Annotated in this window: 19 protein-coding genes and 1 pseudogene; 8 read left to right on the top strand and 12 right to left on the bottom strand. The window is 38.1% G+C overall.

Features of this window, described 5'->3' with window-relative positions; translation table 11 throughout:
• Position 1 precedes the first annotated feature (1 nt).
• From AACH28_RS05705 to AACH28_RS25490, 4 genes and pseudogenes are all read left to right on the top strand, one after another.
• Positions 2-1057: an alpha/beta hydrolase gene (locus tag AACH28_RS05705; RefSeq protein ID WP_341832481.1), complete on the top strand. Its 1056-nt coding sequence runs from the start codon at positions 2-4 to the stop codon at positions 1055-1057.
• A gap of 46 nt (positions 1058-1103) precedes the next feature.
• Positions 1104-1682: a sugar O-acetyltransferase gene (locus AACH28_RS05710; RefSeq protein ID WP_201664570.1), complete on the top strand. Its 579-nt coding sequence runs from the start codon at positions 1104-1106 to the stop codon at positions 1680-1682.
• 132 nt (positions 1683-1814) lie between these two features.
• Positions 1815-2216 (top strand): cupin domain-containing protein, encoded by a 402-nt coding sequence (locus AACH28_RS05715; protein WP_120334554.1) that lies wholly within the window; start codon positions 1815-1817, stop codon positions 2214-2216.
• Positions 2217-2252: 36 nt separating this feature from the next.
• Positions 2253-2399: pseudogene (locus AACH28_RS25490) on the top strand (helix-turn-helix domain-containing protein); the annotation flags it as partial.
• 9 nt (positions 2400-2408) lie between these two features.
• On the opposite strand, the gene AACH28_RS05720 reads toward AACH28_RS25490, so the two are convergent.
• From AACH28_RS05720 to AACH28_RS05775, 12 genes are all read right to left on the bottom strand, one after another.
• Positions 2409-3935: a glycosyltransferase family 39 protein gene (locus AACH28_RS05720; protein WP_341832482.1), complete on the bottom strand. Its 1527-nt coding sequence runs from the start codon at positions 3933-3935 to the stop codon at positions 2409-2411.
• Positions 3936-4059: 124 nt separating this feature from the next.
• Complete coding sequence (locus AACH28_RS05725) at positions 4060-4812, bottom strand: LytTR family DNA-binding domain-containing protein (RefSeq protein ID WP_232475755.1); 753 nt, start codon at positions 4810-4812, stop codon at positions 4060-4062.
• Positions 4809-6413: a histidine kinase gene (locus AACH28_RS05730; RefSeq protein ID WP_341832483.1), complete on the bottom strand. Its 1605-nt coding sequence runs from the start codon at positions 6411-6413 to the stop codon at positions 4809-4811. Before AACH28_RS05730 ends, AACH28_RS05725 begins: the two co-directional genes overlap by 4 nt.
• Before the next feature lie 253 nt (positions 6414-6666).
• On the bottom strand, positions 6667-7428 hold the full coding sequence (locus AACH28_RS05735) for a DUF6882 domain-containing protein (RefSeq protein WP_341832484.1): 762 nt from the start codon (positions 7426-7428) through the stop codon (positions 6667-6669).
• Positions 7429-7649: 221 nt separating this feature from the next.
• Positions 7650-8825: an IS4 family transposase gene (locus AACH28_RS05740; RefSeq protein WP_341832485.1), complete on the bottom strand. Its 1176-nt coding sequence runs from the start codon at positions 8823-8825 to the stop codon at positions 7650-7652.
• Positions 8826-8898: 73 nt separating this feature from the next.
• Positions 8899-9744, bottom strand: coding sequence for an endonuclease/exonuclease/phosphatase family protein (locus tag AACH28_RS05745; protein WP_341832486.1), 846 nt, complete (start codon positions 9742-9744; stop codon positions 8899-8901).
• A gap of 185 nt (positions 9745-9929) precedes the next feature.
• The gene (locus AACH28_RS05750) at positions 9930-12425 is read right to left on the bottom strand and encodes a TonB-dependent receptor (RefSeq protein ID WP_341832487.1); all 2496 of its coding nucleotides are present in this window, start codon (positions 12423-12425) and stop codon (positions 9930-9932) included.
• A 75-nt stretch (positions 12426-12500) separates the two neighbouring features.
• A complete protein-coding gene (locus AACH28_RS05755) occupies positions 12501-14054 on the bottom strand; it encodes a serine hydrolase (RefSeq protein WP_341832488.1) in 1554 nt (517 codons plus the stop codon).
• Positions 14055-14511: 457 nt separating this feature from the next.
• The gene (locus AACH28_RS05760) at positions 14512-15234 is read right to left on the bottom strand and encodes a DUF2625 domain-containing protein (RefSeq protein WP_341832489.1); all 723 of its coding nucleotides are present in this window, start codon (positions 15232-15234) and stop codon (positions 14512-14514) included.
• Between the two features lie 34 nt (positions 15235-15268).
• Entirely contained in the window at positions 15269-15868 is a 600-nt protein-coding gene (locus AACH28_RS05765) for a hypothetical protein (RefSeq protein ID WP_341832490.1), read from the bottom strand.
• 89 nt (positions 15869-15957) lie between these two features.
• On the bottom strand, positions 15958-16617 hold the full coding sequence (locus AACH28_RS05770; RefSeq protein ID WP_341832491.1) for an ElyC/SanA/YdcF family protein: 660 nt from the start codon (positions 16615-16617) through the stop codon (positions 15958-15960).
• A 154-nt stretch (positions 16618-16771) separates the two neighbouring features.
• Positions 16772-17812 (bottom strand): endonuclease/exonuclease/phosphatase family protein, encoded by a 1041-nt coding sequence (locus AACH28_RS05775; RefSeq protein ID WP_088161178.1) that lies wholly within the window; start codon positions 17810-17812, stop codon positions 16772-16774.
• 583 nt (positions 17813-18395) lie between these two features.
• Between AACH28_RS05775 and AACH28_RS05780 the strand changes: the two genes are divergently transcribed.
• The 4 genes from AACH28_RS05780 (at position 18396) to AACH28_RS05795 (ending at position 21477) form a co-directional block, all read left to right on the top strand.
• A complete protein-coding gene (locus AACH28_RS05780; RefSeq protein WP_341832492.1) occupies positions 18396-19322 on the top strand; it encodes a hypothetical protein in 927 nt (308 codons plus the stop codon).
• 15 nt (positions 19323-19337) lie between these two features.
• Entirely contained in the window at positions 19338-19763 is a 426-nt protein-coding gene (locus tag AACH28_RS05785) for a luciferase family protein (RefSeq protein WP_341832493.1), read from the top strand.
• Between the two features lie 170 nt (positions 19764-19933).
• Positions 19934-20689: a protein adenylyltransferase SelO family protein gene (locus AACH28_RS05790; RefSeq protein WP_341832494.1), complete on the top strand. Its 756-nt coding sequence runs from the start codon at positions 19934-19936 to the stop codon at positions 20687-20689.
• Positions 20620-21477: a protein adenylyltransferase SelO family protein gene (locus AACH28_RS05795; RefSeq protein ID WP_341833105.1), complete on the top strand. Its 858-nt coding sequence runs from the start codon at positions 20620-20622 to the stop codon at positions 21475-21477. Before AACH28_RS05790 ends, AACH28_RS05795 begins: the two co-directional genes overlap by 70 nt.
• The last annotated feature ends 490 nt before the right edge of the window (positions 21478-21967 follow it).

The following is a 21967-nucleotide window of genomic DNA, read 5'->3' on the forward strand; positions in this document are numbered from 1 at the left end:
TATGAAAATAGCAGCAACATTATTGGTCTTGTCTTTCCTGTTTTCTGATAGGACTTCCGCGCAGCATGTACAATCAAACCAAAATTTAAAACCGATGAATAGTTCGTCAGATCATTATACTTTTCAATTAAGCGATAAGGTAACCCGCAAAAAAGTAAGTTTTAAAAACCGTTATGGCATCACACTTTCTGGCGATTTATACATCCCTAAAAACACAGACAACACAGTGCTACCGGCACTTGCCATCAGTGGCCCTTTTGGTGCAGTGAAAGAACAATCTTCTGGATTGTATGCCAACCAAATGGCGGAAAGAGGATTTATTGCCTTGGCGTTCGACCCTTCCTACACTGGTGAAAGCAGCGGTTCACCTCGTAACGTAGCATCGCCAGATATCAACACCGAAGATTTCAGCGCAGCTGCAGACTTTCTAGGGCTGCAGAAAAACATTGACAGGAGCAAAATCGGAATCATTGGCATCTGTGGATTTGCTGGTTTTGCATTAAATGCAACGGCAGTAGACAAACGTATTAAAGCAGTAGCAACGACCAGTATGTACGATATGACGCGCGTCATGTCAAAAGGCTATAACGATGTGATAACTGCTGCGCAACGTACGCAAACATTGGAACAATTAGGCCTGCAGCGCTGGAAAGATGCCGAAAGCGGATCTTACGCATCTTCAACAAACAATTTACCGGAAAAATTGACTGGCAGTGAGCCTCAGTTTGTCAAGGAATATTTTGATTATTATAAAACAGCTCGTGGATTTCATCCTCGTTCTATCAATTCAAATGCTTCATGGACGGCAACTTCCCCCTTGTCGTTTATGAATATGCCGATTCTCTCTTATATCAAGGAAATTGAACCTCGCCCCATGTTAATCATTGCAGGTGAAAATGCTCATTCAAGATATTTCAGTGAAGACGCTTATAAAGCTGCTACCGAACCAAAGGAGCTAATGATTATCCCCAATGCAGTTCATGTTGACTTATATGATCAATTCGACAAAATTCCATTCGATAAACTGACAGCATTCTTTATTGCTAATTTAAAATAACGTACTTATTTCATTAAATTACATATAAGATTTAACTAGCTATTCTATGAAAACATCAGATAATAGTTATCAGGAAGATATTTTTGAACGATTGAAAAAGAATAAAAATATTTCTTCCGATGATCCCCAGGGATACCGTTTACAGCAAGCTTCTTTTGCTACAAAAGCATTATTGGTGCCTATGAACAATTCAGCTGATCCCAAAGAGATAAGAAATCTATTAAGTCAGATTACCGGTTCAGCTATAGATGAAAGTACGACTGTATTTACACCATTATATATCAACTATGGCAAGAATACAACGATAGGAAAAAATGTCTTCATAAACTTCGACTGTGTTTTTTTGGATTTAGGTGGTATAATTATAGAAGATGATGTGTTAATAGCTCCCAAAGTGAGTTTATTAACAGAAGGCCATCCAATTGAGGCTGAAAAGAGACAATCGTTAACTGTGGCTCCGATCCATATAAAAAAGAATGCTTGGATTGGGGCAAATGCAACAATCCTGCCCGGCGTTACGATTGGAGAAAATGCGGTGGTAGCAGCTGGTTCCGTAGTCAGCAAGGACGTACCGGATAATACAGTTGTTGGTGGAATTCCGGCAAAAATTATTAAAAACATATAATAAAGAATTCGAATCATCTTTATATCGGATCGTCTTTATAAAGACCAAATTGCAAACTATATGAACGGGTTATTCGTTATCCCAATTATGGCGATAAGTTTATTCGCCTGCAACACTAAAACAGATCATACAATGAACACAGCAGAAATATTTCCCAAAGGGGAACCATTGCCTAAGGAATGGTTTACTGGAGATGCATTTTTAACCCCTTTGGTAGCAAAGGATAAAAACAATGATTTCTCCGCAGGTAGCGTAACTTTTGCACCTGGTGCGAGAACAAACTGGCATACTCATCCTAAAGGCCAGGTTTTACTGGTAATCGAAGGAAATGGACTCTATCAGGAGAAAGGGAAACCGGCACAAGCAATCAAAAAAGGTGATGTTGTCAATATTCCTGAGAATATAGAACACTGGCACGGCGCAACTACTGCTACTAAAATGGTGCATGTTGCCATCACTAATTTTAAAGAAGATGTTCAGGTTACTTGGCTAAATCCCGTAACAGAAGAAGAATTCAGTTTAGCCAATAAATAATGAAGCTTTCCCACTATTTAATTTTACCATCAATCGGTTCTGACGAAAGCCTTTGAAGAACTGCAACAAAATGATGTCGATTCGATCAGCAATATTGCGTTAAAATACGGATATGGTAGTACGCAAGCTTTTTCAACGGCTTTTCAAAAACAATTTGGAATGCGCCCCAGTCAAATAAAGTAAGTAGTATGTTTATTCAAATATTCTGCTTTTAAACAAATCTTTCATTTTGTTAAAGTCCTGTTTAGGCTTTTTACAGATATAAATCGTCTGCAGCACCCAACCTTCGCTACTTGCATAGGGGCTATACAACTTTCGTACAGGAACAACTTCTTCAAAAAAAGGATAAAAGAAGTCATCACTGGTATCGTTATAACAAATGGCAATCACCGTTTGGGGCATTTGCCCCAATGGTGACCAGCTATAGAAACTACCATGATAACAAAAAGCATTCGGGAGCCCAAATGTACTCTTCATCAGTTCAACCGCACCGGCCTGCGAGTAATGTTTGCCCCAAATAAGACAACTTGTTTTTTCATTAAGGGGTAAACTGTCGTATACTGAGTGTAGTTCATGCATGCTCGTTTCCCATTTTTGCTTGGTAATATACTCTTGCATAGGAAGAATCTCCTTACCATTTTTTACATTTTTAGGAAAATATTTATGAATCCGATCCATATAATGTGCATAAGAATATATAGGTAGACCAAATGGTATCAAAACAGTTCCAAGTAATAAAATGACACTCAGTGGAATTAACAACCATTTTCTCTTTGGCAGAATGATATGTTCAAACAAAATACCACAAAAGGGCAATAACGTAAGAACAATCGGGAAAAAGTAATAAGCTTTACCCTTTGAATAGGCCAAAAATACAATAGACAGTAGAATTGAACTCGCTATAGGCCTATAATAGTGCTTTGTTTTTTGACCACCCCAGATAAAAATCAATGTAGGGATAAGCATAATGGCTGTAATAGGATTGACATCTAAAAAAAGTCCAAAAACAACTTTGCTGAAAGTTAGTTCATCCAATTGCGTCTCATAAAGCCTAGCAAACATCTGCAACGCTGGAAAATTGTTCGCATATTGCCATGCAATATTTGGCAATAAAATAAGAAGAGCAACGACCATACATTGCCAGTACCTGGCAGCTACTAAAGCCTTTCGAATTCTCCGAAAGAACAGTAGCGCGGCAATGCCCACCAAAAAAAACAGTGCATCATATTTCGTAAGAAAAGCAAGGGAAATAAAGACCGTTAAATACCAGAGGTATTTTCTGTCTTCATATTTTACAAACCTCACCAACTGATAAAATGAGATCAGCCAAAAACATTGGCTAAATACAACCGGCTGAAACGACTGCTGTGACCCTCCGAAGCCCGGCGATATCAATAGGCAGGATAATGCGATAGCGGTGGCTATACTCCCCCCTCCAAGTTCAAATACGGTCTTACCAAGGTAGATGACGATGAGTATTGTCGCGATATGTGGAAAAAGATGATGAATGAAGACCGATTGAGCGTGAAACAAATTTTGGATAAATGCCAAAACTCCTATGACAGGCGGAAATTCCATATAGCCAAAGGCCAGATGGTTTCCAGTTTCTATATGTAGCAGTTCGTCGCCCTGAAAACCTGAATGGAAATCGGCTATAATGTGAAGTGTCAGTTTAACGAGACAGAAAATGATAATAATAATCCGGGTGCTTTTAGTCATCAATTGGTATGAGGGTTAGCTTTATGATTGTTTTTACTTTATTTTAAATATTGTCTTGAGTCATTCCTAATTTATAGATTTTAAATTTAGAAGATTCATCAATGTATTGCAGAGCCAAGTGTTTTCACAACTGAGCCAAAGTATTCTTTACACGCTCACGGTTTGGTTTAGATACTGGTATTTTCTCACGGTTTGTCAATAGTAAAGTCCCGCCATCTTCCTTAAGCCAACTTTGAATATACCTGGGATTGATAAGGTGACTTTGGTGTGTCCGAATAAAGCTATGCGGGATTAATATATCGCTGTATTCTCTTAGTGATTTTGAAGAAGTTATTGTCTCTTCATTTAGTAAGTGGAAAACGGTATAGGTATCGTCTGCTTCACAACGTACAATATCGCTAATGAGTAAGTATCGAGTTTCGTTTTGAAAAGCAAGTGCTATCTTTTTAGGCAACCTTTGTTTTGATGTCAGCTGTTGAACCAAAAATTCTACCTGTAAATTTTGTGCTATTGTACTTACTTTTTTGCGAGCCTTTTCAACGGCCAATTTGAGTTCGTCGATATCAATAGGCTTTAGAAGATAATCCAATGCTGCATGTTTTATGGCCTGTATACCATAGTGATTATATGCTGTAACAAAAATCACCTGAAAGTCTATCGTTTCAAAATTCTTAAGCAGGTCAAAACTTGTTTGACGTCCCATTTCTATATCAAGAAATACCAAATTGGGTCTATTATTTTTAATTGAGCTCGCTGCTTCATTAATCGTATTTGCGATTGCCACAACTTCAACATCGGGGCAATACTTAGCCAATAATGCCTTTAAATTTTTGGTGTTTGAAATTTCATCATCCACTAAAATAGCACGTATCATCATAACCAATTTTTAAAAATTAAAGATACGCATGTTCCAGTATTCTTAGATTCTGTATTTATGAAAATATTTGTCTCCGGATGCAATTCATTCCAAAGCTGTATACGCTCATTCGTCAACTTGATTCCTAATCCGAATGGTGCATGTGCGACATCATAGCCCCGACCATTATCTATTATAGCTATCATCATATCACTCTCCCTCCTCTCAAAATATAAGCCGATCTTTCCTCCTCCCTTCAATTCTGATATTCCATGTTTTATGGCATTTTCAACCAGCGGCTGTAGGAGCATTGTCGGTATTTCGATATTATTGGGATCAAGATCGTTAACATTTATCCCATATTCGAAGCCAAATCGTAGCTGTTCCATCTGAAGATAATCAGTTAAGAGATCTCGCTCGTCCGCGAGTATATTCACCAATTCACTGTCCAGCACATTTCGGGTGAGACGGGCAAATTTGCTTAAATACCTATTTGCATTGTCCACATCATTGTTATTTATAAAACTCTGAATACTAGCAAGTGAATTAAAAAGAAAATGAGGATTGAGTTGCGCCTGAATCGAGATCAGTTTTGTTTCCGATATTTTTTTATTTAAACTCTGTTCTCGGATTTTTTTTCTATTTCTTCTACGCAGTACATAAATTAGAAGAAAGCTTATAATGCTAAAGATAATAATTAATGAAAGAGACCACATGATCATATCTTTCATAGAGAAAATTCTATCAATTTGTATTTTGACATTTTGTCTGAAACTAGACGATTCCATCTCTTTCTCCGTCATCTTCTCTAATTCTGGTCGAATAATGATTTCATACTCTCCCGAATTTTTGAAATTCTCCCGGCCTATTGAAATATTCGGTTGCTCTATTCCATCTACAGTGTAAAAACTGTAATTCCAGGAGTTACTCTTAAATACAACCTTACCAGTTTTCTTTTCTTTTACCAATAATGAGTAAATGGAACTGTAATCATTTTTTTTAACAGCAACCATCAAACCCTTAACATCCTTGTCGAAGATAATTTTCGACGCATCTGTTTTCATTTCGACCGCTGATCTATTTGATCTATCAATTACCTCTCTTCCAAGAAAGATAATTTCAGTTTTTGGGATCAACGTGTTATAGATAATAGCGGTTCCCTGTTGTGAAGGATTTTTTTCGTTATATAAGGTTACAGAAATGTTCTTATTTCGAATCTCCGTTATTGGCAATTCTGCTATATATCCAAATATGCCATGCTTTTTGAAGGTCAGATCTTCTAAGCGTCCGGATAACAACGTATTTTTTAAATCATCGACAATAGCAAAACGATAGTTCTTTATGCCTGTAAGTAGTTTAGTTCGAATTTTAAATTGTACCCTATTTCCATTGTTGACATAAGTCAGCGCTTTGTTACTGATATTGGGAAAACTGTTTGCATAGCTCCTAATTTTACTCCAGGTATCGAAGGAGGCTCCGACGCTTATTCCTCCAATATCGATACTTCCTAAATAATATTCTACCTTTTTATCTATAGGATACTGCTCGTCCTTGCTGCTGACCTGAGCAAAAATTGGTATCCAAAAGAATATAGCGATTAGTAAAAACGTGTTTTTTTTCATGATTTTTAGTTTACACTTACAAAACTCCCTAATTATTAAATTAAAAAAAATGCAAAAACAGTATTGCGCTCCGCTCACTTGGTAAACTATACTCTAGGGTCAGGATTCAATCTTTTTTTAGTCGATATTTTAAACGTTTTGTTGGTTTGTCCCATTGGATATGGAAAGTTGCAAATCTGTTATCTTCCAAGTTGAGGCAGTTTCTTCCCCCGGATCGGTAACGACATATGCAATTCAAAGACGGATAATATAATTACTCGGCCTTATTAAAGTCTTTCAGCTCAAAGTAACAATCTTCACAAACAAGTTTGATCTTCGCAAATTCTTCTGAGTCTTCGTTCCAACCATTATATTTCATTCTGACCCTTTCACATTCATCGCACCAAGCTGCAAAATCATCTTCTTCATCAAGTTCCATCCCTTTATAGGTATCGAAACTTTCTTCAAAACCTTTAGGATTTTTCAGATCAAGATGCTGGCATATAAATGCTGGTCTCGACAAGCCATGGATTTTGCATGTTACTTTTGCCTGGTTGAAATGGACAACTTCCCGAGAATTTTCATCCAGAACAGCAGTGATCAGGAAATAACTTTGGAGCTTTTCTGTGCTTACCCTATAAAGCCCCATGCCATCCAACATATCCAAAGAAATCGCCGCAAACTCCCAACAATCGAATTCATCTGCAGGGAAAGTTCCTTCTGTCAATTTGGTATAATTGTTTTTGATTCCAAAATCTTTAACAGCAAGTATATTCCCCTTATTGGGTTCGACACTTTGCTCATTGAACCAGCTCCACATCCATGTTTCTGATGTAAACGAAAAAGTACCTATCGGAATATATTTTAGATAAATCTGATCTTCATCGTTATTGTATAACCTCAGAAGCGCAAGTTCAGCGTCATAATACCATTGCTGATAGTTGCTTAGCTCAAACTGCGCTCTAAATCTTTCCTGGATCTGTATAAGTTCCTGACATTTTTTACCAGCAAACTGTTCATAATCTGTTTTTTTCAACCTTTTACATTTTAAATTTATAGCAGTTAAGAAAATATTTCTATCACATTATTTAGGAATCGATATAAAAATGATAAAAATAGATAAGCGCAGCAATACTTATATGATATATTTAAGATCGTTTTTACCTTATCTCATATGTGTCCTAAATAAATTTTAGGATTGGATTTCTGTGGTACAGGCATAGCTTTTTTCATCATTTCGATATTGACCCCTATTTTTCAATCTGCGAAGATCTTTAGCTGTCCCTTTTTTCCTTTTATAGGCGGCCTGAGAAAGGGATCATCTATCCATTGCCAGATGTTTATTTTCACGAAGATATTCATTCTGATGAATGCGACCAGATTGGACAGGTTCCAGTCATATTTGGCTTTTTTTTGTAAGTATTTTAACAGTAATATGCCAATGAGTGAAGTCCAGATCTGGATCATCACTGCATTTTCAGAAGTCCCTATGAATGTCGATACTTTTAAGCGCTGCTTTAGATGCTTGAAGAAGACTTCGATATGCCAGCGTTGTTTATAGATGTTTGCCACCAAAGAAGCCTTCCACTTCGTATTATTGGTCAAAAAGTGGTACTCATTGCCAGTGGTGCTGTCCCAAAAGTGGACTAGGCGTAGCGGCTTGCCGTTGTATTTATTGCAGGCAGCACCGGATAGCTCAATGAGCTCATCCTTAAGGATCCCCTTTTCCATGAGTGCTTCACTCTGATAGGACTTGATAACCTTGTACTTCATATTAACTTTACTCCTGGTAACGAAATAACACCCCCTGCTGTCCAAATCCCCAAGCCAGCTGTAATCCACGTAGCCACGGTCCACTACCACCACGCTTCCCTTGGAAAAACTGTAACTACCGGCTCGCTGGCTCTCATGTACTTTTCCATCGGTAATCTGCATAAAAACAGGTAGGCAGCCATCATAATCCAAGACAGTGTGCAGCTTTACGGCACCTTTGGTGCTGCGAAACTTTGCCCAGTCAAATACAGATAGACATAAGGGGATGATGCTTGCATCCATCAGATATACTTTACGCTTTAGCTGAACAAGATCTTTGCGAAAATGGGTGTCCTTTTGCCAAAGCCTATCCAAAACAAAATAGTAAAGATCTTTGAAAAGTTCATGGGTACGGTGTGTGTTGATATAGGATATATTAGACTTACTTGGAGCTCTTACTACACCTAAGTGGTTCAGGTTACCAGTGGTACTGGGTAGGCCGTTACTAATATCACGAACCGAATCTGCCGAGGAAAAATGACAGAAAAGCATACTGACTAGATGCGTCCAGCTGTTGATCCCTTTCTGATGTTTGTCACTTTTGTGCTTTGAAACCAAATCTTTGAATAATTCGCGGTCGATAAGAGATAAAATCTGACTAAAAACATTTAAATTTATCATGGCGGTGTGTTATAATTTTGCAATTTAAATATAGCAACTTTGCTATATCCAAACACCGCCACTTTTTAAACGTTTAGGACGCAAGTGACCTTATCTTAAATGTTGTCACTACAAAACCGTGATCAGAAGGGTATAAAATTTCTTTACCGTTCAGTTTGATTGGCTCATTAAAGAACACCTTATAAGACTCAGATTTTAACGCTTTTAACTTTGGGCTTTTGTAAAATATATAATCTATCCGATGGTCATCATTTTCCCCTTTCGTATGCCATGTAATACCTGGATGTGTGATGGGATCGGGGTTCAAGGCTCTATAAGTATCCACCAGTCCGATATCGGCCAATACTTTTGTTGAATACCAGGGAACCACCAGATTATTATGTATTTTCTTAGTATCCTTGCCCCAATCCAAATGAGACGGCGTATTGAGGTCTCCACCAAGAATCATAGGAATTGAATCCGCTTGTGCAGCATATTTTTTTAGATAGGGCAATACCTTTTGTATCATTTCATATTTAGCTCCCGATCTTTCCCAAATAAGAAGTTCGGCGGCTGTTTTACCCAAATTTTCGGGTTCGTTTTCCCATGGTAAATAATGAAACCAATTCGAGAATAATCTAATTTTCTGCTTGTGGATGATAACTTCTCTTCCACCTAGATAAAATGGAAATTCAGTGTCAATCCGTTCACCAAAAGGACACCTAGATATGATGGACAAATTAACACTCTTATCATTTAAAGCTGTTCCTTCGGGAGCAATTAAATGAAAATTGTACCCTAAGGAATCGGCTATTTCTTTACTGGAACCGTAAGTTTCCACCATCAATATGATGTCCGGATTTATTTCTCTTATAATCTGTACCGCATGGGCTTTGCCATCCTCACTATCATTTGCTCCGTGCAATATATTCCATGACATCACCTTGAAGATTTCAGCTTGCTTTTGGGCTTCGCAGTTAAAGCAAAGAAATGTTAATGTTAAAAAGAAAATAGTAAACTTCATGTTGTGTCTTTATTAAATTATAGATTTCAAATTTAGAAGATTCATCAATGTATTGCAGGGTCAATATTAAAAAATAAATATGTACAAACGGTGCCGATATCTTATTGTATCCGGCCGCTTTCGCTTTCGAGAGCCGATTTGCGATTACGTTGATCCTTAGTCGCTCCACTGCTGAACCTATAGTTGAAACTCAGACGTACCTGTCTTGATTCGTAGTAGCCATAACTTGATGAAAGCAGTCCTAGTAAATTTTGCGTGTATTTAACTTGGTTACCTTTATAGATGTCGGTGATAGCCAGTCGTATTGTTGCTTTGTCTTTTAATACAGATTTTTGGAACGCGATGTCCGCTTGACTAACCGCTCTACTGATGGTATTGGCCCCACCGAGTCGTTTTGAATTGTAGACCACCGAAACTTCTGCCCGCATCTGAAAGGGGAGTTTGAAGGTCTGAAGGAGACCGGCTCGTCCCGCAGTCTGCCTCAAGTTGAGATTTTGGTACTGGTCAAAGGAAACGTCATTATGGATATAATACAACAGGCCATTGAAAGTCATGTCCCACCAGGGCCTAGGCGAATAAGTCTGCGTCAGGGACAGGGACCAATGTTGCTGTGTCCCCACATTTTTACTGATCATCATGATTTTATCCTGTTCCAGTGTATCTGTTACTTTTGCGTTCAATTGGTCTGTATAGGCATAGTTTATGCCTATTATTGTCGAATTTTTCACGGAATAAAGTAACGAAAACCTTTGGGTCAATGAAGGTACCAGGAAGGGGTTCCCTTTCCAGAATGAAAGCTCGTCAAGCATATATACAAAAGGATTGAGATCCTGATATGCTGGTCTTTCTATACGTTTGGCATAAGACAAAGACAGTGTCTGTTTAGCAGTCAATTGTGTGGCAATGGAAAAAAAGGGAAAAAAGTTAGTAAACTTTCTATTGATATGCTCGTTGAGACCTGCCCCATACTCCTGATAAAGTAGGGTACCATTGGAGCTAGCATATTCTAGTCGCAGCCCGCCCTGTAGAGACCAAGCACCAATGGACTGTTTGTAGTCAACATACGCACTGCTGATATGCTCATCGAAGTGAAAATCATTTGAACGTCTGTTGTCTAGGCTATCTTCCGATTGTTTAACATGATAAAAGTTTGCGTTATTTTTCGAGCCTACTGCGGAGTATTTGGCACCTGTTTCCAACTTCCCGCCCCACAACCGCGTCGCATAGTCTATTTTTAATCCTTTTAGATCAATATCGATATCATTAAGAGTACGGTAAAGATTTTCGTCAGTAACGACATACTGATTGTCACGGTAAATATTTGACTGCAGGTTTTTGTTCCATTTATCGAAGAGACCGTAATCGGCATCAATATTTAGACTATGCCCTATTGTATCTTCGTATTTGTAGTTCAGGTTAAAATTGTAGCGTTTCGTATTCTGCCCGTAATAATCGTTAATGGCATCCAGCGTTTCCTCAGCCGTGGTGGAAGGCGGTGTCGTAATGGCTGTAGCGGTATTGGTGAGACCTCCTCCAAAGATAAAATTGCCATTTGCCAAAAAACCGACCGTATTCTTTTCGTCAATAAAATAGTCGACCCCGACTTGAGCCGCCATTTTCTGACGTTTGTCCACGTCGATCGTATGGCTGTCATACGACTTTCCATTTTGCTGGCGATCCGTACCATAAAGGTAATTGTAATACCCCAATGTATGATTGTAAGTTCCATAGACATTAATCCTATTAACCCGATAGTTAAATGCAAGGTTTTCCAATTGTTTGGGACTGACACCATAGGCAAAGGCCGTGGAAATGTTTCCATTTAAGCCTTTTGTCTGATTTTTTTTGGTTTTGATATTGATTATACCTGCAGCTCCAGTGGCATCGTATCTGGCACTTGGATTATTGATAAGTTCGATGGATTTGAGGTTATTGGATGACATCGATTTCAATATATCACTAAGTTCTTTTCCTGAAAGAAAAATTTGTTTTCCGTCCAGGAGGATCTGTACCCCACTTTTCCCATTGAGTGTAATGTCTGTATCGTTTTCTATCTGCACACCAGGGGATCTCTTCAAAGCATCGAAAGCTGATATATCCTGTGAGCCTATGCTATTCTCTACATGATAGACGACTGTACCTCCATCTACAGAAAACAACTTCTTTTTACCTTCGACTTCTGCCGCTTCCAGTGTATTCTCCTGTCGGAGAAGATGTAGTGTCCCAACGTTGCCATTGGACGGGTTAAAAAAACTGCTCCTCAACTCTTTATAACCAAGGTGCTTAATCAACAAATAATAGTTACCCGTTAGTCTATGCGCAATCCGAAAACAGCCCGTGCTATCTGTCATTGAACTAGCTATCAGTTTGCTATCAATACTATATAAGCTTATTGTAGCCAGGAAAACAGGTACGTGATCAGGATTGACCTTACCCTGCAAGATATTTTCCGTAGCCTGCCCATAAAGGGCTCCGCTCCATAAGAAGAATATCCCAATTAATAAGAATTTTGGTAAAGAAGTCATTCGAAAGTTGCCAATTCTAAAATCCATCCAATCTTCTGCTTTCGTATATTCAATTACAGTTTGACACCTCATCCTTTCTGTGGCAACTGGCTTAAGCGTGTCATCGGCACCTTCCTTTTCATCTTATTGGTCCATACGATTGTTCTGTTACCGCGATGCAGCAACAGAACTGGGTTTACGATCAAACATAACTGGTTTTTCACTACCGTCCAATAGAATTCCTATACCTTGAATCTGACCGTCCACATCGCTAAAGAAGTTAAAGAGAAGATTACTTGGTTCAGTATCTGCTACCCCATTTTTATCGACAGACCGTGGGTCAAAAACATCATAATGTCGGTGGATAAGAACAACCCTCTCATAACCGAGTTCACTGTATAACTTGTTATCCTTAAGCCTTACCTCAATAATTCCATATGCAGGATTTTCAAAAGAACCAGTATACTGTTTTAAGGAATGGGAAGGTTTCGTCGCTGTAACGGGCAACTTTTCTTCTTCTTCTTTTTTAATATGACGCAGTGAGTCGATTTCAGCCTTTTTTTCACCATTCCAGTCGATTGGATTCAAACCAAGAAGTATATCCGCTATAGAATTTCTGACCACCGTAGGAACTTTAGATACGTTTTGATTGGTTAATACGACAATTCCGAGTGTATCTGTTGGAAAAAATGCCACATTCGCAGAAAATCCGTTAATATTTCCACCATGTTCTACTTGATAATGTCCTCTATAGGAGCCAATCATCCAGCCTAAACCATAATTGGAAAGGAAGACATCTTTATGTTTGTCTGGTAAAGCTGCATCCATCACCATTTGGGAGCTCGCAGCCTCATTTATATAATTTGCAGGAAGTATTTCTTTCCCATTGAAATAACCTCGGTTGAGCCAAACCTTGAGCCAATTAGACATGTCATTAGCACTGCTATTTATGCTTCCTGCTGGCCCCATACCACTAATATTATAATAATCAATCAGTTTTATCGTTTTATCTTTGGAAAGTGTATAGGGCAAAGAAGCATCGCTGTCCCGTTGAAATGCTAAGAGATCGGTATTAGAACGGGTCATTTGTAGGGGGGCAAAAAACTTTTCTTGTATATTTTGTTCCCATGTCTTACCACTCAATCGCTCCACAATCATTCCTTGTGCAAGGTACATGAAGTTATTATAGAACCATTTCATTCGCAGGCCTGAGCTGGGTTTCATAAATCTGACCCGCGAAATCAGACTATCTCTATTTTTGCTATTGAACAGAAACCAAGATAAATCATAGCGGGACAAGCCTGTCCTATGCGCCATTAGGTCTTTAACAACGATTTGATTATCCATCTCATCATTGTAAAACCGCAACGTTGGCAGTAAAGATACCGCTCGGTCCTCAAATGTTAGTTTGCCATCTGCTCTCAACAAACCTAACAATGAAGCAGTAAAAGCTTTGGAGCTTGAACCAATTGCAAAAAGCGTATTGGGTGTGACGGGTTTTTTATTCGCGAAATCACGATAACCAAATCCCTTATTATAAATTATTTTATCGCCTTTCACAACCGCAACGGCAAAACCCGCCACATGATGATCTTTTAAAACTTGGCCGAGAACAGAATCAATTACTTCAAATTGATCTTTCTGCCTGCCTACTTTCCCAACCTGAGAAAATAGTGAAAAAGAAAAGCAGGAGCAAAAAATAAAGGTTAAAAGGAATTTCATATCAAGTTGGAATTTGTACGAAAATACTTATTCAACTTGATTCCCGCAAACTCCTGAAGACATTAGCTTTAGCTATTTTATCCCCGAATGCTCCTAGTAAAAGAAAGAAGAATACTGGCGCTGCAGAAGATTAAACTTCGTTTATTCTAGCGCTCACTCTTATCCCGCGATCTTACCAGTCAATCAATTCAGAAGTTTTAAAATGATTTTAAACTTCTGAATGACGATTTTTGTTTATTGAAGGAATTATAAATGGTTAAGGTACCAAAGAGTAACTCTTCGGTTGATGATAAGATGGGGTAATCAACTATTCCGTCGTATAAGTTATTTTAAAAGAGCTTTAACTCGATTACTGCTTACTTATTAAATATACAGTGGTTTATATGAAAAAGGTGACTCATTTCTGCTTAAAAAGTAGTTTGGATATCTTAAGCGGAGGATACAATCTTTGTCGTATTTATAGTTGCCGTGTTCTCAATGTATAGATTTCTTCTATACTTGCTTTATTTTTTTCCACTTTATTGATGTCCCTTCCTTCTTTAGTCCATAAATAGGGATAAAAGATAAAAGCTTCATTGGCACTTAGTTTCTTGAAGTCATCTTCCCAATTTTTCCAACGTAAATCCCTATAAAACACATCAATATTTCCACTAAAGCAGAAATTAATAAATTCTGTATAAGTTAGATCGAGCTGTTCATATTCATTATTATCTGGAGACAGATAGTATATTTTGCCTAAATCGTTTCCTAAATCACCTCCATTTAATAAGAAAAATCCACCTACAGCATCATCTGCAATAATTAAATAACCGGGTTTGTCGCCAAAATTCTGAAAAGTTTTCCCTTTATTCCAATTTGGTAGATTTCGATTTAATTTCTTGCTTCCAGAACCGTAAATCCTGATCCATCCATTATCAATCAAAATACCACCCGTATGAAAAACTATTGCACCCATTGGTGAACGTGTTGATATTTGGGTATTAAATAATGCTTCATTGGACCTTAATGAGTCATTCGCTAAAATTTGAATCTTATTTTTTGCAGCATTTTTCCAAGCCATGATTAACTTTATGGCGTCTTCATCCTTATTAATAAGTTCTTTTAATTCTCTCATTTTGGCTTGCCCAAAAGCAAAATGAGAAAGCATGACAAATAGTAAGATTTTAATAGTCAATTTCATACGGCCTGTTCTTTTTAGCGATTAAGCTTTCTACCTATTCTAAATTATAAAAGCATTGACTTCCAATCGCGCCACCACCATATTCCAGCACAAGCCTGTCATTTACCATAATGTAAGTACAACCGTCATTATAAGCCGTTTTTAAGCTATCGGCAATTGGTTTATCAAACAAATTAAAGGAATACATTCCCATTCCGCTTCGTTGAAAGCTAATATTACAAGGTTCTCCGCTTGTAATACCGATACAATTTGCTTTATCTAACTTTTCTTTAAGTGTTTTTAAAGTCCCTGTTGTCCAACCAAGTTTTTGCAATAAAGAGTCTGCTTTATTCGAATTAATTTTCACATCCCAGTTACTTTCAAACTTGCCGTCCACCTCCAAATGAAAGATACCTACCATATTGTTATTCTCAAATTCTATATGAACTAATTTGTTAGGTAGAATTATTTTGTTTATATAATTTTTGACTTCATAAATCTCGGCTCTTTTTTCCTCAAAGTTTTCTTTAAGTTCCGTTACGGAATAATCTTTGTCAACACCGCCAAAACCAGCCATAAACAAACCGATACCAGCAAAAAGAATTAAAAACCCAATCCCGAATAAAAATAAAAATATGTTTAGAATAACTCTCATTTGTCTGTGGCGCACTATTAAGCTAACAGCTAGATTATCAAACAATTATGGCACAATAAATGGTCTGTCGGTCTACAAAATCTAATAACCTATTCTTTCGTATAATTCGACTTTCCGTTTACATCCACCTGCTTACCTAAATACTTTGGTTTTCTATTTCTCATTATATCCAAAACAGCTTTCGTAACTGATAGTTTTTCTCTAAATGCATAATATTTATACCCCGGGTAAGCGCCCCGATCTGCACTATAGCCGAATGATTTTATGGCCAATTTATCGCCCAGATAAACACATCTATTTAGATGATATTTCTGAGATACCAAGATTGCCGTATCAACATTAAATATATATTTTGCCCGGTACATGGTCGAATAGCTATCGAACCCAGCATAGTCAATGTAAATTTTTGCGGTATCGATGCCATTTTTCTGACAGTACAACTTCATTACGCTAAGCTCATCGTACTCGTCTCTTCCGTTGTCTCCCGACAACAATATTTTATCCACTTTGTGGTTTTTGTACAACGAAATCCCGGCATCGAGTCTATCTTTCAAATATCTACTTGGCTGATCACCATTGATACCAGCGCCAAAAATTATGGCGACCTTGGTTCTTGGCACATCTTTAAGTTCCGTGAAAATCGCCGAATCTGTTTTAGCCCTTACATTGTTATTGGTTATCACCACAACAACCAGGGCTACTACACAGAGAACGACAACCACTAAAAAGAACCTTTTAATCTTTTTCATTAGCTTAATTTGTTCATCATAAACTTATCATTTTAAACACAAATTTAACAGTACAACCTATTAAAAATCGAACCAATTATAATTCGCTGAAGATAAATTATCATTCGTAGGCACTTACGGGCTTTTCGGTATATTTCATATGGCTATTAATGCACTAGAATTTAAACATAACCAACATCGCTTTATGATCGGTTGGCCACACGCCTTCGGGCAGCAGGAAGTTATCTTCACTATCTTTTTCCTGCTTCTGCCCATACTTTACGGTTTCCACAGGACCGACAATGTTAGCTTTTACTGGCTTCAACGGCTTTTTGCTGCGGTAATAAACGTAATCGATCCGATCCCGATCATCCGCTGTGGGTGCCCATGCCAATTTCTCAATGGGAACATCCTTGTTAAAAGCAGGGTAAGTAAAACCAGGATGACTGACCGGATTGGGATATAATTGACGGAAGCTATCTATAAATCCGGCTTTTTCTAATAAAACCGAACAGTCCCAGGGAACCACTGCCCCACGATGGTCAAAAAGATCTTTTGTTGCCAATGTCCAATCCAAATGCGAAGGCTCATTAAAATCACCTGCAATAATAAACGATTGTGATTGATCCTCTTTTTCTACATCGCTCAGGATATCCTGGATAGCTTCATCACGTTTGCTTTTCCGATTAGCCTCAATAATGGTACCTACGTCTGAAACAGGGCGATCTAACTTCTTCCAGGTCACACCATCATAACCACGTGGCAAATAGCAGGCATAATTCGTGTAGTCCAAGTGTAAAGAATAACATACAAAAGAACGCTTTCCAATCTTGATCTTACTTTTTAAAACCCCGCCCATAGTACTGTCTTTTTCATAAAGCGCATGCTGTGATTCAATCGGATATTTGGAAATAAAACCGACATCCAGTTTTGCGTCACTGGACTGGCCAAAATATATAGCCCCCTTAGCTTTGAGTTCCGTTAGTATACGCTGAATAAAGTCTGTTCCCTTGTAATTGCGGACTTCACTAAAGAGAACCACATCTGCATGCTTGGCAATAATTTCGTCTGCAATCGCAGGAAACCCATTCGGCACGACAGTCCCCTCCTGCCAGATATTGATTTGCAGTACCTTTACCTCATTTTTTGCCTGAGCGAAGAGCGTATGCCCTAAAAGGGTTATCACCAAAAGCAATATAATTTTCCTTAATTTCATTGGAGTTGTCTATTTCTATGAACAAGCATTACCACAACGTTCTTATCGAAATGCGGTTTCTACCATTATCTTATAAGCGAGTTTCTTACTTATTTCTGTAATAACCAAATAATTTTATCCACATTATCAACTCCACCACATTGTCGTAGACTTGCTTCATCAACTTTTTCGCGATTTGTATCGAATTCAGAAGTAGGATACATCCAACGCAAAGGCATTTCCGTATTTGTAACATTTTGATCAGCTTCAATTGAATAGCATTATATTTAGCAGCATTCCAAAATTTATTAAATAGCGAATTATTTAATATCTTAGCCATACAAAGTTTTAGCATAACGGATAGCAAGCCAAAAGTGGGTGGCATATTCATAAATGGTCGCCCGAATGATAAATGGAACTATTATGCCGGTCCCTGGGTAAAGGCACAAAATACCGAAATAAATATTGAGATACCACTGGTCATTAACAATTAAAAAAGCATTAGCTCCGATATCGCCTTTTCACTTAAACGCCTTTAAGCAGTGTGTGAATATGCTGCTAAAATCAGATCAGCCTGAGTCGGGAAGCATAGCAATCAAATACGATGAGTTTGAAACAAACGTTTTATAAAGTACGAAGTTCTAAAATAGTTCAGGGCATTCTAATAGCCAACATTTTTGCATTTCTAATTATTGGTATGCAATCTTCATTGCTGCCCAAGGATGTGGGTGTACTTGTCTTTTCTGAGTTTGTGATTATTCCACTGTTGATGGGTATTATTATGGCTTGGTGTTGGAAAGATACCAACATGAGAGGAACACAAATAACGGCATGCTCTATCTTGGGTAGTCTCATGGCTATCTTACTGAGCTCTATATTCTTAGGTGAAGGCATTATTTGCCTCTTAATTGTTTCCCCTCTTATTTTTGGTTTTGTTATCGCAGGCGCCTTTATTGGAAGGTCAATGTTTAAAAAGAGCAATCAAAAATTGAATATAAGCATTGTTAGCCTGTTACTTGGAATTTTTATTGTTGACTCCCTGAGTGATCATCATCACGAAAATATGGTCTCCGATGAGATCTTGATTCATGCGAGTCCAGCACAAGTATGGCAGCACGTGGTCGCCTTCGATCCGATATCTCAGAAGGAAAGCTATTGGCTCTTTAATATAGGAATGCCGAGCCCAATGGCCACAACGGTAAGTGAGCATAAATTGGGCGCAAACCGAAAATGCATTTTCAGCAACGGATATATTTTCGATGAGAAGATTGTAAAATTTGACGTCAATGAAAACTTAGTTTTTGATATCATTGATCAACCCAAAGATCCTGAAATTATGGGACATATAGATATCAAAAGAGGTCAATTTATGTTGAAAGACAATGGAAATGGTACCACTACCCTTGTCGGGAACAGTTGGTATAATCTCCATGTCTTCCCTACTTGGTATTATGACCTTTGGGCAGAAAGTATCACTAGGAATGTCCATTTCCGAGTAATGGAGCATATCAAATTATTAAGCGAGCGATAACCTATGTTTTCTTTTGTGGTAAGAAAACTTGGCTTTTTAAAGGATATCCCTTTATTAGCCATCCTATTTGATAGTCTTATGAGACTTTGGATGTTCATTGCGAAGCCCGAACTGCTACATTGGATCGATGACCTGGAAGAAAATGTCGAACGTATGCCCGGGACGACGGTTGGGATACATAAATATGGCGGGACTGCGTTCAATTATTCGGGAAAGGAATTCGCACATGTACATAGCAATGGTTTAGTGGACATTTTATTAAATAAAGAGCTAAAAAAATCATTAATGATGGAGGGAAAAATCAAGGACCATCATCTATTTAAAAATTCAGGATGGATCAGTTTTTACCTTTACAATAAGCAAGATGTTGCCTATGCCTGTTACCTCTTGCAAAAGGCTTACGACCGTGCTAGAGAAAAACAGAATTCTGTATTCTGTTAGACAGGCTTTGATCTTCATGAATTGTTCAGTCACTGCAATAATTAGCGAGCCTAGTTCGACAGCAACTGATTTTTCTCTCAACATGGTCATTCTGAAAACGCTTTGACCATATGCAGGACCTTTCCATAATTTGGAAAGTCTTTATCTTTTATAATTAATATCTTTGCCGTATGAATATTGAACAGATCAAACAACCTTTCCTCAAAAAATTCCCTGGGGATTTTTCCAATAATCCTACACAGCGAGGCACGCCAAAAGTGTTATTTGCTACTATCGAACCTACTGGGTTTGAACAGCCTCAACTGATTGCTTTCAACGAGGCTCTTTCTGAGGAAATAGGGCTGGGTAAATTTGAAGAAAAGGACCTTAACTTTTTGGTAGGATCTCACCTACCCGACAATATTCAGACCTACGCTACAGCTTATGCGGGACATCAATTTGGTAACTGGGCCGGACAACTGGGCGATGGTAGGGCTATTCTTGCAGGCGAAATTACCAATGCCGTAGGTAAGAAGACCGAAATTCAATGGAAAGGAGCTGGTGCAACGCCCTATTCAAGACGTGCAGACGGAAGAGCCGTATTGCGGTCTTCTGTACGTGAATACCTGATGAGTGAAGCCATGTATCACTTGGGCATACCTACTACCAGAGCCTTAAGCCTGGCCTTTACGGGAGAAGATGTTCTTCGGGATATCATGTACAACGGCAACCCACAATACGAAAAAGGAGCTGTGGTAATCAGAACCGCCGAAAGCTTCCTTCGCTTTGGACATTTTGAACTGATGTTTGCTCAGGGGGGGCGCACAGCTTATTACAGGATCTGCTTGATTTTACGATTGAAAATTACTTCCCTGAAATTGTTTCATCCGATCAGCAGAAATATAAAGATTTTTTTGAAAATGTATGTAACCGCACGGCAGACTTAATGGTAGAATGGTTTAGAGTAGGTTTTGTGCATGGGGTAATGAATACAGACAATATGTCGATCTTAGGCCTAACGATCGATTATGGCCCCTATTCAATGATGGATGAATATAATTTAAATTTCACGCCCAATACGACGGATCTACCAGGAAGGAGATATGCATTTGGAAAGCAGGCACAGATTGCAAACTGGAATTTATGGAAACTTGCGAATGCCCTCCAACCTATCATCAACGATGAAAAATTCCTTGAAAACACCCTAAATAATTTTGGCGTTTATTTTTGGGAAGCTCATGACAAAATGCTTTGCAAAAAATTCGGATTTGATGGGCTAAAAAAGGAAGATGAGGTTTTTTTTAGCAACTGGCAGGGTTTAATGCAAGAACTCGCATTGGATCATACCTTATTCTTCAATCAATTGGAAAGAATAACTCCAGAAACTGATTTACATGAACATTTTAGCCCAGTAGCTTACGCTGTGTTAAATGAAGAAAAGCTTAGCCGACTTAAAGAATTCATGGAACATTATCAATCCCGCTTGCATTCAAATTCAATTTCAAAAGCTGAGTCCCTGGATTTAATGAAAAAAACAAACCCCAAATTTATACTGCGGAACTATCTGCTTTACCAATGCATTGAAGAAATTAATGCTGGAAAAACAGCAATGTTAATGAAACTAACGCAAGCATTAGAAAATCCATACCAAGAATTATTTCCGGAATTTTCCGTCAAACGTCCTTCTAGCTATGACAACACCGCAGGATGTTCTACACTCTCATGCAGTTCATAGTACGAGATCCCCCTCTCGTTAAGCATTCAGGGGGGGAATTAAAGTTTAGGATTTGTAGATTTTCTAAAAATAATAATACTTAGTAGCCAGCCAACAAGTAAGCCTACTAAGAGATAAGACTCTAGATGCATATCTTGAAACCGAACGCTGGGTATATCACCATCCGAAGTAAACTCGGCCCTTCTTAACAGGTCTCGTATCTGAGCAACTTTAAATTTTAAATAAACCAAGCGCACCCAACACAATATAAGTCCCGAAGTACTGATAATTAGAAGGGAAAGCCGTTGATTTCTTAACGAAGATACTTTACAATAATTTTTGACTGACAGATACAGAAAAGGGAGAATTCCAAAAGAGAAAATAAAAATCAGTGTTGGTAAAACCTGGCCAGGTAGACACCAGCTATCCTTAAACAAGGGGCTTTCACCTATAATTTCGGTTGTAAAAAACATTAAAAACCGATCTCTAATAAAAAAGGCAATTAGACACA

This window comes from Sphingobacterium thalpophilum, from assembly GCF_038396785.1.
GTDB classification, from domain to species: Bacteria; Bacteroidota; Bacteroidia; order Sphingobacteriales; family Sphingobacteriaceae; genus Sphingobacterium; species Sphingobacterium thalpophilum_A.